We start from the raw sequence: 13,347 nt of genomic DNA, 5'->3' as shown, positions 1-13,347 counted from the left end.
AGAAAACTCGGGGCGGGGAGGATCGCGGGCGCGGGCGGAACTCCAGAGCCGCGGCTCGTCGGGCTAGGCCTGAGCGCGTCGGGGCTAGTCCGCGGCGGCGATGAGGCGGATCTTGTTGCCCCACGGATCCGCCGCGACCACGCCGCGCTCGACCCTGTCGAAGGCGACTCCAGCGCGTTCAAGCCGCTCGCTCACCGCGTCAACCGCAGCCGCATCGGGAAGCGCCACCGTGACCGAGCCAAGCCCAACCTCCGTGCTGCGTGGCCCGGCCCCCGCGGTCTGCCAGGTGTTCGTCGCGAGGTGGTGGTGGTAGCCACCGGCGGAGTAGAACAGCGCGCCCTCGTCTTCGGAGACGACGTCGAAGCCGAGCGTGTCGGCATAGAACTTGCGGGCCTGCGAGAGGTCTCCCACCTTCAGGTGTACGTGCCCGACGATCGCCGCGCGCTCAGCGCCTTCGCCCGAATCCGCGGGCTCCAGGTGTTCCTCGATGAACGCGTTCGGGTCGAGCGGCAGGCTATCCATCTGCACTGAGCCGTTATCCCACTGCCACTCAGCGCGCGATCGATCGACATACAGCTCGACCCCGTTCCCCTCTGGATCGGCGAAGTAGAACGCCTCACTCACGAGGTGATCGGCCGAGCCCTGATACAGCTCGGGGGCGTGCTCCGCGGCGAGCAGCAGAGTCGCCGCGAGCGTCGCCTGGTCAGGGAAGAGGATCGCGGTGTGGAACAGCCCGGCATCGGTCGGGCTGGGCAGCGGCTCCTCCGAGCGCACGAGCCTGATGATCGGCTCGTCGCCCAGGCCGAGGGTCACGTCACCTTCGGCTTCGTCGAGCACTGCCAGGCCGATCGCTTCCCGGTAGAACGTCTCCACCTCGTCGAAGGCCCGCACGCGCAGTTCGTTCACGCCCATCGCCGTGCTTGCCGGCAGCCCGTCGGCCCGCTCCATGGGCACACCGTTCGCGTCAACCTGCGACTCAGCACCGCCTGCGCCCGCTGCACGGCTCGTGAACCACCAGGCCGCTCCGGCGATGAGCGCCACAAGCAGGATTCCGCCGATAATGGCGAGCACGCGGTTTCGCGTTCGCGCCTGGGTCTGGATCTGGGTCTGCGCCTGCGAGTGTGAGGGGGTGTTGCGGTTCATCTCTTCTTCCTTGTGGGCGGAGCTGGGTTTCCCGGCGGGGTGGGCCGGGCAATTTGGTGGGGCTGCTTAGGTTCCCGTGTGCGCGCTGAGGCGCGCGTTGATCGTCTCGGTGATATCGGCGAGCGCCTCGAGCTGCTCGGGGCTGAGCCCCTCGATGACGAGGCCGCGCACGAGTTCGATGTGGTTCGGGATCGCACGAATGAAGACTCGCCGCCCCGTCGAGGTGAGCTGGATGTCGGTCGCCCGCCGATCGTCCGCACAGGGCACGCGCTGCAGAAGCTCGCGCTTTTCCATGCGGGTGCACACGTGCGAGAGCCGCGGGAGCGTCGCAGCGGTGGTCTCCGCGAGCTGCGACATCCGCACCGTCGCATCCGGCGCGACGTACAGTGCCGACAGCACCGTGAATTCGAAGTGCGTCAGCTCGGAGTCGCGCAGCAGTTGGGTATCGAGCACGTGCGGGAGGAGCTGAGAGACTGACACCAGGCCGAGCCATGCCCGCGATTCTGCCGGGTTCATGCGTGGAGCTGAGTAGGTCATTCGTCCGTTCCGTCGTTGTTGAGTGCTTCGTCCGCGGGGGCGGGGGGATCAGCGATTCCCGCCCGCCACTGCCGCTATCGGTCGATGAGTTCCGTCGCGCCGGTACCCGGCATCGACAGCGTGACGCGTGTGCCCCACGGGTCGTCGACGGCGACCGAATGGCCGTCGTCGGCGAAGGCGAAGCCCCCGGCGCGGAGCCGCGCGCCGAGCGCGTCGAGGTCGGCTCTGCCGGGCAACGTCACGGCGACGCTTCCGAGGCCCCGCGAGGCCGCTCGCGGGCCGGCACCCTGGCTGTTCCAGGTGTTCATGGCCACGTGGTGGTGGTACCCGCCGGCTGATGCGAACAGCGCGCTCGAGTTGACGCTCGCGGTTGCGGCGAAGCCCAGCGCGTCGACGTAGAACTCGCGGGCACGCTGCACGTTGCCCACCTGCAGGTGCACGTGTCCGATGCTGCCCGGCTTCGTCGAGACCCCCGCAAGGGTGTCGTCGTCGAGGTGCTCCTGGAGGTAGGCATTCGGATCGAGATAGAGCGTATCCATGCGAATCTGGCCGTTGTCGTACTGCCAGGTGTCGCGCGGCCGGTCGCGGTAGAGCTCGATCCCGTTGCCCTCAGGGTCGGTGAAGTAGAAGGCCTCGCTGACGAGGTGGTCGCTCGATCCGCTGAAGCTGCTGCGTGGGTCTTTCGCCGTGCGGTAGACCGTCGCGGCAAGGCTCGCGGCGTCTTCGAAGAGGAACGCCGTGTGGAAGAGCCCCGCGGCGCGAGGGTTGACTGCGGGGAGGTCGGGGGTGTGGATCAGTCGCACCATCGGCACGCTCCCGCGTCCGAGCACCCGGTGCACCTGAGCGCCTCGGGACCGCTCTTCGAGGGGCGTGAGCGCGAGCGCGTTCTCGTAGTAGCTACTCATCAGTTCGAGGTCGCCGACACGAAGCGTGACCGCGTCCATGGCGAGCCCCGCTGAGAGCAAGCGCTCGTCGGGGACTTCGGATGCCAGTTGGTGAGTCATTGCGTGCTCCTTGCGTTTCTGCGGCAGCGATCCGGCCGTTGCCGCACTCACTCTACACAACTTAGTTGTTGCGACAACCTTTCGATACACAGATTCGCCCCTGGCACAGAACTGCGGCGCCAGGACAGTGCGGCGTCAGGAGCGCGGCAGCGCGGCAGCGCGGCAGCGCGGCAGAGCGGCAGAGCGGCAGAGCAGCAGGACGAGCACTGCCGCAACGCGGAATCGGCAGCGGCCCGGGCGGAGAGCCTGCGCTAGTTGAACATGAAGGTCGACGCGCAGGTGCCGAACGCGATCACGAAGACCGCAAAGATCCCCATCGTCACCCACGCGTTCGCGGGAACGTGCTCGGGGCCGTCATCTTCCGCGGCAGCGCTATCGAGAACGCCGTTATCGAGGGTGCTGTTATCAAGGACGCCGTTCCCGAGGGCATCACTGTCGCGGGCGTCGCTATCGACGGCGTTTGAGGTGTCGGGCGCGGGGGTCATGCTGGGCTCACAATGCTCGCGATATCGGAGTACATAGCGACGGCAAGGATCGCAAAGACAAACACGATGAACCAGGTGTACATCCATTTGCCTCGGTGGTCACTGATCCAGAACCGGCGAACACTCACCACGCCGTTCACGACCGCGACCAGGCAGAGCGCGATGCCCAGCGGAGCGGCAAGCACGCCGGCAAAGCCGAGCACGGGCACGAGGATCGGGATGAGCAGGTACGTGATGAGGCAGCGAATTCCCGAGATCACGATGGCGACGCGGAAGTTGCGGTGCGCATCGCGGTTGATGAAGGGCGTCTTCTTCGCCCCTTCGACACGCAGCAGGCTGCGCATAAAGCGGTCTGCGGCGGAGCGCTGAATCTCCTGCGGTGCCCCTGCGGAGACTTCCGACGGAGTCGCTTCTGACTCAACGTGCGCTGGTGCGCTCTCGGTTACGGTGTTCGCGATAGCCATTGACTCTCCTGGTCGTGCTGCAGCGGATACGCTCGGCCCTATCTGCGAAATCTTAACAGCCTTTCCTCTGTACGTCTGATGTGCGCTCCGCGACAGGCAACATCCTCAACAACCACCGGGTTTCCTGACTCAGGACGGAAAGTCCGAACAGCTCTTCGCCCATGTTCGTGCAGGGAACCCTCGCTACTGGCGCAAAAGCCCGGTATATAAGGAGTATGGCTATCAATGTGGAGACTTCCGAGGGCGTTTCCGAACGTCCCCCTACGGGTGCGGACGTTCAGGATTCCCGCGAGCGTTTCGCAGCTGACCTCCGTTCTCTCAAGCTCACCGCGGGTGACCCGACACTGCTCGCCCTTGAGTCGCGCACAGGCATTTCAAAGAGCGTGCTCTCTGAAGCTTTCTCGGGCAAGCGGCTCCCCACAGAGAAAACTGTTCGCGTACTCACGACCGAACTCAACGCCGATGCCGACGCGTGGTTGGCCCGCCGCCAGACCCTCATTCCCGGGCTCCCCCAGTCGGGAAGCGTCGACCTCGGCGACGTCGCCGGCGGCCGGCCGCGGCGCGCAGGCCGCATCCTTGCCCTGCTCGCCGCCACCGCGGTGCTCTCCGTCGGAGCGTCAAGCCTGGTGTGGTGGAACGTGCTGCAGAGCCGCGAGAACTACTGGAGCAGCCAACGTCCCGCCCTCGCGGGCAATGAGTACCTCGATCCTGTCGATGGCGTCGACCCGATGAAGACCGAGTGCCGCCACGACAGGGTCATCGCCGATGTCGGGCCGCGCCACGACGGTGCCGTGCAGATCGAGATGCTGTATTCAAACTCGTGCATGGGCGTGTGGGGCCGGGTCACGCGCGTCGACGGATCGGCCGACGGCAACACGCTCTCCATGCGCATCTACCCGAAGGACGACCCGCAGAGCAGCCGCAGCCAAGAGCGCACCGCCGAGAGCGTGAACTCGCTCTATACCCCGCTGCTCATCGAACCAAACGTTGAGGCGCGCGTCTGCGGCATCGCAACGATGACGGTGGACGGGGAGGAAGTAGAGCTCGGCCCACCGATGTGCGTCTAGAGCTGTGCCGCCATACCACCGCGTCTAGCCTCTGCGCCGAGGCCCGTGCGTCTAGAGCTCTGTTACGACCCCACCGGACACCTGCCAGCGCCGGTCAAGGCGCACCGTCGAGAGCATGCGACGGTCGTGGGTGACGAGCAGGAGCGCACCCTCGTAGCTTTCGAGCGCCTGCTCGAGCTGCTCGATCGCCGGCAGGTCGAGGTGGTTCGTGGGCTCATCGAGCACGAGCACGTTTACGCCGCGCGCCTGCAGCAGCGCGAGGCCCGCGCGCGTCCGCTCCCCCGGCGAGAGTTCGCCGCAGGGCCTGCTCACGTGGTCCGCCTTGAGCCCGAACTTTGCCAGCAGCGTGCGCACCTCGGCCGCGGTCATCTCGGGGACGAGGGTTTCGAAGGCTTCGGCGAGCGGATCCTCACCTGCGAACAGCGAGCGCGCCTGGTCGATCTCGCCGATCGCGACCGATGCGCCAAGCGCGGCGCTCCCCTCGTCGGGCTGCTGCCTGCCGAAGAGCAGCCGGAGCAGCGTTGATTTCCCGGCCCCGTTCGGCCCGGTGATGCCGACGCGTTCGCCCGCGTTGAGCTGCAGTGAGACCGGCCCGAGCGTGAAGTTGCCCTGGTGCACGACGGCGGCGTTGAGGGTCGCGACGACGGCGCTCGACCGCGGAGCCTCGCCGATCGTGAACTCGAGCTGCCACTCCTTGCGCGGCTCCTCGACCTCGTCGAGCCGCTTGATGCGGCTCTCCATCTGCCGCACCTTCTGCGCCTGCTTCTCGCTCGATTCGGTCGATGCTGCGCGGCGGATCTTGTCGTTATCCGGGTTCTTCTTCATCGCGTTGCGCACACCCTGGCTCGACCACTCGCGCTGCGTGCGTGCACGCGCGACGAGGTCGGCCTTCTTCGCGGCGAACTCCTCGTAGTCGTCGCGCTTGTGCTGTCGCACGATCGCGCGCTCCTCGAGGTAGGCGTCGTAGCCGCCGCCGAAGACGCGGTTGGAGTTCTGGGCGAGGTCGAGTTCGAGCACGCGGGTGACGCAGCGCGCGAGAAACTCGCGGTCGTGGCTCACGAGCACGACGCCGCCGCGGAGCCCCTGCACGAAGCTCTCGAGGCGCTCGAGACCGTCGAGGTCGAGGTCGTTGGTCGGCTCGTCGAGCAGCACGATGTCGAAGCGCGAGAGCAGGAGCGCGGCGAGGCCCACGCGCGCGGCCTGCCCGCCAGAGAGCGAGGTCATGAGGGTCTGCTCGGTCACGGCGGTCGCGCGGCCGGGGGTGCCGGATCCCTCGCCCGTGCGGATCCCCAGCTCCGCGAGCACCGCGGGCAGGCGCTCCTCGAGGTCAGCCGCGCCGCTCGCGAGCCAGCGGTCGAGCGCCACGGAGTAGGTGTCGGCGGGATCTGGATCCCCCGGCCGCACCGCCTCAGTACTGCCGAGGGCCTCGGCCGCCGCGTCCATCTCGGCCGTCGCCTGCGCGCAGCCGGTGCGCAGCGCGACATACTCCGCGACGGTCTCGCCGGCGACGCGCTCGTGTTCCTGCGGCAGCCAGCCGACAAAGGCGTCGCGCGGCGCGAGGTGGAGCGAGCCGGCCTGCGGCGATAGCTCCCCGGCGAGGATCCGCAGCAGCGTCGACTTGCCCGCCCCGTTCACGCCGACGACGCCGATCACGTCGCCGGGCGCGACGGTGAGGTCGAGCCCCTCGAACAGTGTGCGGTGCGCGTAGCCGCCGGCGAGATCCTGGGCGACGAGAGTTGCAGTCATGCACTCAGCCTATTGAAAAGTTTGCCGGCCTGGCGACGGTCGTGGCCCCGTTGTCGTTGTGACAGGTTGAGCTATTCCTTGAGCGCCGCGAGGAGCCCGCGAGCCGCCTCCCGGTCCTCGCCCGTCTCGTGTTCCTCGAGACGGGCGGCCGGGGCCGGGCGGTTCTCGACGTGCACGATCCGGCCAGGCCGGTCGCTGAAGACGAGGATCTGGTCGGCCAGCAGCAGCGCCTCGTCTATGTCGTGGGTGACGAGGAGAGTCGGCCGACGGTCCTCCGCGACGATCTCGAGCAGCCAACGTTGCAGTCGTCTGCGCGTGAGTGCGTCGAGCGCGCCGAGCGGTTCGTCGAGCGCGAGCACCTGCTGCGGCATGAGGAACGTCCGCATGAGCGCAACCCGTTGACGCATTCCGCCCGAGAGCTCGTCGGGCCACGCATCCTGCTGGCCCGCGAGCCCGAACCGGTCGAGGAGCGCCAACGCCTCGCTGCGCGCCTCAGCACGGTCTCGCCCGCAGGTTTCGGCTCCGAGCGTCGCGTTGTCGAGTGCGCGCAGCCACGGCAGCAAGGCGTCACGCTGCGGGTGGTAGGCAACCCCACCTGGGGTGCCGACGAGGCCGACCGTTCCGATTCTCGCGCTCCCCTCCGCAGGCACTGCGAGGCCAGCGAGGATGCGCAGCAGCGTCGACTTCCCGCACCCACTCGGACCGACGAGTGCGGTGAGTGTGCCGGGCGCAACGTCGAATGAGACGTCGGCGAGCACCGGTCGCAGCTCCCCACGGCGGCTGAACCGTCCGCTGCCCGGTGCTCGAAAGGCGTGCGAGATGGCGGTCACGGTAAGTCCCGCGTGACCGCCAGCCGCACCAGCCGCGGCGTGCGCGTTACTGTGCGGGGAGGTAGTCATTCGTCCAGGCGCCGTCGAGCGCCTTCGCGTCGTCGAGCATCTCGGCCTGCACGAGGAAGTCGGTGAAGCGCTGCCACACCTGCTCTTCCATCTCACCAAACTTGCCCTGCTCGGTGAAGCGGGGAGCGTAGTAGGCGACGGCGCTCTCCACGAGGCCTTCCTCGAGCTCCGGCGCTCCGGCGAGGAGCGCTGCGGCACCCGCAGCAGGATCCGCCACGACCGCGTCGTAGCCGCTGCTTGTCGCCGCAAGGAACGCTTCCGCGAGCTCGGGATCCTGGTCCAACAGCTTCGGGCTGCCGACGATGATCGGGGTGTACCAGTTCGGGATGCAGCTCTCGTACTCCGCCATCGACAGGATGACGACGTCGTCGCGTTCGGTCTGCGCTCGCAGGGCGTCCCAGCCGCCGAAGACCCAGGTCACGTCGAAACGGTCCTGTTCGAGGCCGGCAAGGTAGTCGACGTTGCCGATCTCAATGAACTCGACGTCGTCGGGGTTGCCGCCTCCGCAGCTCGTGAGTTCAGACATGATCTCTGTTTCGAGGGCACCGCCGTAGCCACCGTAGGTGAGGCCAGCGAGCGAGCCTGCGTCAAAGGTGAGGCCCGAGCCCTGGAGCCCCATGAGCACCGAGTCGTTCACGGGCAGCAGCGTCGCGATCGCCGCGACGTCCATGCCTGCGGCGCGGGCGGGCAGCACTGATTCTGCCTGCGAGATGCCGAACTCGACCTGGCCTTCTGCGACTGCGGCCTCGGCACCAATCCCGTCACCGGGCTCGATGATCTGCAGATCGATTCCGGCGGCCTCGTACAGCCCGTGTTCTTGCGCGTAGTAGATGCCGGCGTGGTGTGCGTTCGGCGTCCAGTTGAGCATGAGCGTTGCGGGCTGCAGATCCGTGTCGGTGTCGGCTGCCCCGCAGCCCGTGAGGAGGAGGGCCGCGGCGAGCGCGGTGGCGGGGCCGGCGGTCCGGGTGGGTGAGGTGCGAAGCGTCATTGGTGCGATGTCTTTCTGATGTGGGCGGATCGGGGCCGCGCGAGCGCGAGCTCCCCGATGAGTGTGGAGAGCCAGAAGAGCAGCACGCCGAGCACGGCGATGACGCCGACTGCGGCGAAGAGCTGATCCATCTGGTAGCTCGCTTGCGAGCGTTGCAGGTAGACGCCGAGCCCGATGGAGGATCCCATCCACTCGGCGATGATGGCGCTGAACACGACGTAGCTCGCGGCAACCTTTGTCCCGGCGACGATCGCTGGGACGCTGCCGGGGAGCCTGACGCGTCTGAGTACCGTGAGCCGGGAGGCTCCCATCGAGACCATGAGGTCGACGAGGTAGCGGTCGGCGTCGCGCATGGCGGCGCTCGCGCTGATCGCGACCGGGAAGAACGCACCGAGCGTGACGACGAGGATCTTCGGCAGCGCGCCAAACCCGAGGGCGGCGATGAGGATCGGAGCGAAGATCACCGGCGGGATCGCCTGGCTTGCGATGAGCAGCGGTTCGACGGCGCGTCGCAGCGTCCCTGAGAGCCCGAGCACAACCGCGACGGCGACGCCGAGCAGAGCACCAGCCGCGAAGCCAGCGACTGCGATCCGGAGAGTGGCAAGCAGGTGCATCCCGAGCAGCGCCCGGTCGCCCCACGCCGCCTGCCACACGCTTGCGGGCGATGGGAGGAGGTAGGCGGGGACGTCGGTGACACGCACGAGCAGAGCCCACAGCAGCACCGCGCCGGTCACGGCGAGGAGCACTGGGAGAATCTGCCGTGTGAGGAGTCTCACGGCGGCCGGGCGTTAGTGCGTGATGCGTGCAGCCAGGTCGCTCATCGATGCCTCGATGACGTCGTCCTTGGCTTCGAGGATCCGGATGTGCGTCATGACGCGATCGGCGCCGGCCGCGAGGGTGGCGTCGTGGAGCTCGCGCATGAGTGGCCAGAGCTGTTCGGCTGGCCCTTGGATGGTGGTGCCGAGCGCCCCGACCTCGTACTCGAGGCCGCTCTGCTCAATGACGCGGATCGCGCCTTCGACGCAGCTGTAGCGTCCGTTTTCGTCGCCCATCGGTGTGGGTGATACGTGAACATGGATCAACATAGTGACCGCTTCCCTCCGCTCGTGTGAACGAGATCAGGTTCCTGGAGTGGTCCACAACAAGTAGTGGATCTCAGCCCCTTCGGGCCCCCCCAGCGGATGTGTACTGGAACCCTCAGCATAGCTTTGAACCACGGTGCTGTGGCAAGTGCCGGGGTGTCGTCCAGACTGGACACGCGCCCAGTGCGAGCCGTTATGGTCGGAGATGCTGAAGTTGCCAGATCCCCGAGCGAAGGAGCATCATGACCCACGAGAACAGCACCCAGATCCGCCTCGCCCGCAGGCCCATCGGCTGGCCCGTGCACGAGGATTTCGAGACGGTCACGGTGACGTATGGGGATCCCGCGCCGGGTGAGGTGCGCGTGCGCAACGAGTTCGTGTCGGTGGATCCGTACATGCGCGGCCGCATGAACGACGCGCGCAGCTATGTGCCGCCCTACCAAATCGGTGACGTTATCGCGGGCGGGGCAGTCGGCCGCGTCGTCGCCTCAGCCGCGGAGGAGCTGCCAGTCGGCACCGCGGTGCTGCACCAGCACGGCTGGACCGACGTGATCCAGGCCGACGCATCGACTTTCCGACCGGTCGCGGAGGTTCCGGGCCTGCCGCTGTCGCTGCGCCTGCACATGCTCGGCATGACCGGGCTCACCGCCTACGTCGGGCTCACGACGATTGCGGGGCTTCAGGAGGGCGATACGGTCTTCATCTCGGGCGCTGCCGGCGCGGTCGGCACCGCAGCCGGTCAGATCGCCAAGCAGTTGGGCGCGGGGCGCGTCATCGGGTCGGCGGGATCTCCCGAGAAGGTGGCGCTGCTCACCGAGAAGTACGGGTACGACGCGGCGTTTAACTACAAGGACGGGCCTGTGCGCGGCCAGCTCGCCGACGCTGCCCCCGACGGCGTTGACGTGTTCTTCGACAACGTGGGCGGCGACCACCTCGAAGCGGCCCTCGCCGCGATGAACGACGGCGGCCGGCTCGCGCTCTGCGGTGCCATCGCCGCGTACAACGCGACAGAACGTCCGGTGGGGCCGACGAACCTCGCGAATATGATCACCCGCGCCCTCACCATGCAGGGCTTCACCGTCGGCGCACACTGGGACAAGGCCCCCGAGTTCACTGAGCGGATGACGGGCTGGTTCGGCGAGGGCAAGATCGCGTACGACGAGACCGTGGTCGACGGCATCGAGCACACGATTGACGCCTTCATCGCCATGATGCAGGGCGCGAACATGGGCAAAATGCTCGTGCGTGTGACCGAGTAGCGGCTGCTAGACTGGCGGTACTTGTGAAACCCAAAGGGTTTCCCTGCGTCGTAGAACGCTTGCTCAGGTCCCGGGTCTCCCGCAGAAATGCGTCGGCATCCGATGCACACGGGCTCACTCGTCTCACTCGAACGAGAGTGTGAATTGAGATCTTTCTCCGGCGAACGGAAGTGGCGCTCGCCACCTTCGCCATGCACCACGGATCTCGATGTCCGCCTTCATTCGCTCGTGTGAGCGCGGAGGCGCAGAGCACGGCCGTGGATTGTGCCCGAAAGGCATTGACACCCACATGACCCAGACGAAGTCCACCACTTTCAGCGCGCTCGGCGTGCCCGCTCCCCTCGTCGCGACGCTCGCGGCGGAGGGAAAGACCGAGGCGTTCCCGATCCAGATCGACACGCTCCCCGACACACTCTCGGGGCGCGACGTGCTCGGCCGCGGGAAGACCGGATCGGGCAAGACGCTCGCGTTCTCGATCCCGATGGTCGCACGCCTCGGTGGCGCGCTCGCAGGCGGCAGGCGCCGCGCGGGCCGGCCGCTCGCGCTCGTGCTCGCCCCCACGCGCGAGCTCGCGACCCAGATCAGCGCCGTGATCACGCCGCTCGCGAAGAGCTACGACCTGAAGACCACGACGATCTTCGGTGGCGTCAATCAGACCCGCCAGGTGAACGCACTGAAGGACGGCGTCGACATCGTCGTCGCCTGCCCCGGCCGCCTCGAAGACCTCATGAAGCAGGGCCACGTGAACCTCGACGCCGTCGAGATCACCGTGCTCGACGAGGCCGACCATATGGCCGACCTCGGCTTCCTGCCCGTCGTCACCCGCATCATGGATAAGACGCCGCAGTCGGGCCAGCGTCTGCTGTTCAGCGCGACGCTCGATAACGGCGTCGACAAGCTCGTGCGCCGCTACCTCCACAACGAGGTCTCGCACTCGGTCGACGAGGCGAACAGCCCCGTCGCGGCCATGACCCACCACGTCTTCGAGGTCGACAGCCCCGCCGGCAAGCGCGCCCTCGTTCGCAAGCTCGCCTCGGGCACCGGCCGCCGCGTGCTGTTCATGCGCACGAAGCACCACGCGAAGAAACTCGCGCGCGAGCTCACCGAGGGCGGCATCCCCGCCGTCGACCTGCACGGCAACCTCTCGCAGGGCATCCGCGACCGCAACCTCGCATCGTTCGCAGCGGGCGACGTGAAGGTGCTCGTCGCGACTGACGTCGCAGCGCGCGGCGTGCACGTCGACGACATCGAGCTCGTCATCCACGTCGATCCGCCGGCCGAGCACAAGGCCTATCTGCACCGCTCGGGCCGCACCGCCCGCGCCGGCAAGGAGGGCGAGGTCGTCACGATCATGTTGCCGACGCAGCGCAAGGACACCGCGGTGCTGCTGCGGAAGGCCGGCATCAAGGTCACCCCGCAAACCGTGACCGCTGAGTCGCCCGTGGTCGTCGATCTCGTCGGTGAGGTCGCCGAGATCGTGAAGCCGGTCTTCTCGCAGGATCGCCCGCAGCGCAGCCGCGCGAATGTTGGGCGTTCGCAGGGCGGGCGTTCGGGCGAGCGCCGCACCGACAGCGGGCGCTCCGAGGGTGGGCGCTCCGAGGGTGGGCGCGGCCAGGCGGCCGGCTCGGACCGGAAGCGCAGCGCGCGCGACGGCCGGGGCGCTGCTCCGGCCGGCGGCAACGGACGTCGTGGTGGCCAGGGGCGAGCCGGTTCCGCCGGCGGCGGTCAGCGCCGCGGCCGCTAACCGGGCTCTTCACAAACACACCTGGGGGCTGCGAAACGCACACGACCCGGACCTCTGCGCCCTGCGCGGCAAGGGCGCGAAGCGCCCGCGACCGGTGCGCAGCTCACGGCACCCGGTTACTCGAAGCGGCTTTCAAGGCACCGGCGCGCCAGGCCCGAATCGCTCACAAGACATGACCTCAGCGAAGTCAGGAGTGATTTGCGGTAAAAAGCTCATGACCTCGCTGAGGTCATGGCAGGTGAGCGTTCCACAGCGCTGAGGCCATGGCAGGTGAGCATTCCACAGCGCTGAGGCCATGGCAGGTGAGCGTTCCACAGCGCTGAGATCTACACCTTCGATGGTGAAGAGCCCCTCGCCGCTCTGGCGCTACTGGGTGTTCGGCGTCGGCAGGGCACGGTCAAGGAGCTCCGCGTAGGCACTTCCGAGTTCCTGCGCCGACGCCGCCCAACTGCGGCTGAGGGCGTGTTCTCGTGCCGCGGCCCCCATCCGCTCGAGACGCGCCGGGTCCGAGAGTAGCTCCATCATTGCTGCCGCCCAGATTTCTGGGTCGTCGCCCGATACGAGCACGCCGGTCTCGCCGTCGATGACCGCCTCGCGCAGACCGCCGGCCGAGCGTGCAACGACCGGAACGCCCGAGGCGGCAGCTTCGAACGCCACGAGCCCGAAGGTCTCGGTCTGCGAGGGCACCAGCACGAGGCTGGCCCGCCGGATCCGCTGCGCGAGCTCATTGCGCGGCAGCGCTCCGTCGAAGGAGGTCGTGCCGAGCACCCCGAGCCGTGCCGCCTGCTCGTGCAGGCCGCGCACATAGTCGGCGCCGTCGGGCGGCGAGGCCCCGATGATGCGCAGGCTCGGCCGCTGCTCCGCGGGGATTGCTCCCATCGCGGCAATCGCGAGGTCGAAGCCCTTCAGCGGGTGCAGCCGTCCGACGA

14 protein-coding genes and 1 riboswitch are annotated in these 13,347 nt (G+C 67.9%); of the genes, 3 read left to right on the top strand and 11 right to left on the bottom strand.

Going from position 1 to position 13,347, the window contains the following annotated elements; genetic code table 11:
- Nucleotides 1-84 precede the first annotated feature (84 nt).
- From ACI1US_RS12280 to ACI1US_RS12260, 5 genes are all read right to left on the bottom strand, one after another.
- On the bottom strand, nucleotides 85-1,143 hold the full coding sequence (locus tag ACI1US_RS12280) for a VOC family protein (RefSeq protein WP_461640724.1): 1,059 nt from the start codon (nucleotides 1,141-1,143) through the stop codon (nucleotides 85-87).
- Nucleotides 1,144-1,209: 66 nt separating this feature from the next.
- The gene (locus tag ACI1US_RS12275; RefSeq protein WP_461640723.1) at nucleotides 1,210-1,680 is read right to left on the bottom strand and encodes a MarR family winged helix-turn-helix transcriptional regulator; all 471 of its coding nucleotides are present in this window, start codon (nucleotides 1,678-1,680) and stop codon (nucleotides 1,210-1,212) included.
- Between the two features lie 74 nt (nucleotides 1,681-1,754).
- Nucleotides 1,755-2,684, bottom strand: coding sequence for a VOC family protein (locus ACI1US_RS12270; RefSeq protein ID WP_461640722.1), 930 nt, complete (start codon nucleotides 2,682-2,684; stop codon nucleotides 1,755-1,757).
- A 251-nt stretch (nucleotides 2,685-2,935) separates the two neighbouring features.
- On the bottom strand, nucleotides 2,936-3,169 hold the full coding sequence (locus ACI1US_RS12265; RefSeq protein WP_461640721.1) for a hypothetical protein: 234 nt from the start codon (nucleotides 3,167-3,169) through the stop codon (nucleotides 2,936-2,938).
- Complete coding sequence (locus ACI1US_RS12260; RefSeq protein WP_461640720.1) at nucleotides 3,166-3,633, bottom strand: hypothetical protein; 468 nt, start codon at nucleotides 3,631-3,633, stop codon at nucleotides 3,166-3,168. Before ACI1US_RS12260 ends, ACI1US_RS12265 begins: the two co-directional genes overlap by 4 nt.
- A gap of 215 nt (nucleotides 3,634-3,848) precedes the next feature.
- On the opposite strand from ACI1US_RS12260, the gene ACI1US_RS12255 reads away from it, so the two are divergent.
- Entirely contained in the window at nucleotides 3,849-4,700 is an 852-nt protein-coding gene (locus tag ACI1US_RS12255; protein ID WP_461640719.1) for a helix-turn-helix domain-containing protein, read from the top strand.
- Nucleotides 4,701-4,751: 51 nt separating this feature from the next.
- Here ACI1US_RS12255 and ACI1US_RS12250 read toward each other — a convergent pair whose 3' ends face one another.
- The 5 genes from ACI1US_RS12250 to ACI1US_RS12230 all read right to left on the bottom strand — a co-directional run bounded on the left by ACI1US_RS12250 (nucleotide 4,752) and on the right by ACI1US_RS12230 (nucleotide 9,418).
- Nucleotides 4,752-6,446 (bottom strand): ABC-F family ATP-binding cassette domain-containing protein, encoded by a 1,695-nt coding sequence (locus ACI1US_RS12250; protein ID WP_416550162.1) that lies wholly within the window; start codon nucleotides 6,444-6,446, stop codon nucleotides 4,752-4,754.
- Between the two features lie 71 nt (nucleotides 6,447-6,517).
- Nucleotides 6,518-7,345, bottom strand: coding sequence for an ABC transporter ATP-binding protein (locus ACI1US_RS12245; RefSeq protein ID WP_416550161.1), 828 nt, complete (start codon nucleotides 7,343-7,345; stop codon nucleotides 6,518-6,520).
- Nucleotides 7,323-8,333 (bottom strand): ABC transporter substrate-binding protein, encoded by a 1,011-nt coding sequence (locus ACI1US_RS12240; RefSeq protein ID WP_416550160.1) that lies wholly within the window; start codon nucleotides 8,331-8,333, stop codon nucleotides 7,323-7,325. The genes ACI1US_RS12245 and ACI1US_RS12240 overlap by 23 nt, the downstream gene beginning before the upstream one ends.
- On the bottom strand, nucleotides 8,330-9,079 hold the full coding sequence (locus tag ACI1US_RS12235) for an ABC transporter permease (RefSeq protein ID WP_461640718.1): 750 nt from the start codon (nucleotides 9,077-9,079) through the stop codon (nucleotides 8,330-8,332). The genes ACI1US_RS12240 and ACI1US_RS12235 overlap by 4 nt, the downstream gene beginning before the upstream one ends.
- Before the next feature lie 42 nt (nucleotides 9,080-9,121).
- Nucleotides 9,122-9,418 carry a thiamine-binding protein gene (locus ACI1US_RS12230; protein ID WP_416550158.1) on the bottom strand — a complete coding sequence of 99 codons (297 nt, stop codon included), beginning with the start codon at nucleotides 9,416-9,418 and terminating at the stop codon, nucleotides 9,122-9,124.
- Nucleotides 9,412-9,519, bottom strand: a riboswitch (TPP riboswitch). Its footprint overlaps the gene before it by 7 nt.
- A gap of 138 nt (nucleotides 9,520-9,657) precedes the next feature.
- On the opposite strand from ACI1US_RS12230, the gene ACI1US_RS12225 reads away from it, so the two are divergent.
- Entirely contained in the window at nucleotides 9,658-10,674 is a 1,017-nt protein-coding gene (locus ACI1US_RS12225; protein ID WP_416550157.1) for an NADP-dependent oxidoreductase, read from the top strand.
- 289 nt (nucleotides 10,675-10,963) lie between these two features.
- On the top strand, nucleotides 10,964-12,418 hold the full coding sequence (locus ACI1US_RS12220; RefSeq protein WP_461640717.1) for a DEAD/DEAH box helicase: 1,455 nt from the start codon (nucleotides 10,964-10,966) through the stop codon (nucleotides 12,416-12,418).
- Nucleotides 12,419-12,784: 366 nt separating this feature from the next.
- Here ACI1US_RS12220 and ACI1US_RS12215 read toward each other — a convergent pair.
- Nucleotides 12,785-13,347 (bottom strand): glycosyltransferase (locus ACI1US_RS12215; protein WP_461640716.1); only part of this gene is annotated, 563 nt, incomplete at its 5' end.

It is taken from the genome of Leucobacter sp. BZR 635 (genome assembly GCF_048061935.2).
In the GTDB taxonomy this organism is placed as follows: domain Bacteria; phylum Actinomycetota; class Actinomycetes; order Actinomycetales; family Microbacteriaceae; genus Leucobacter.
The sequence above is the reverse complement of the archived record's forward strand: the minus strand, read 5'-3'. Positions and strand labels throughout refer to the sequence as shown.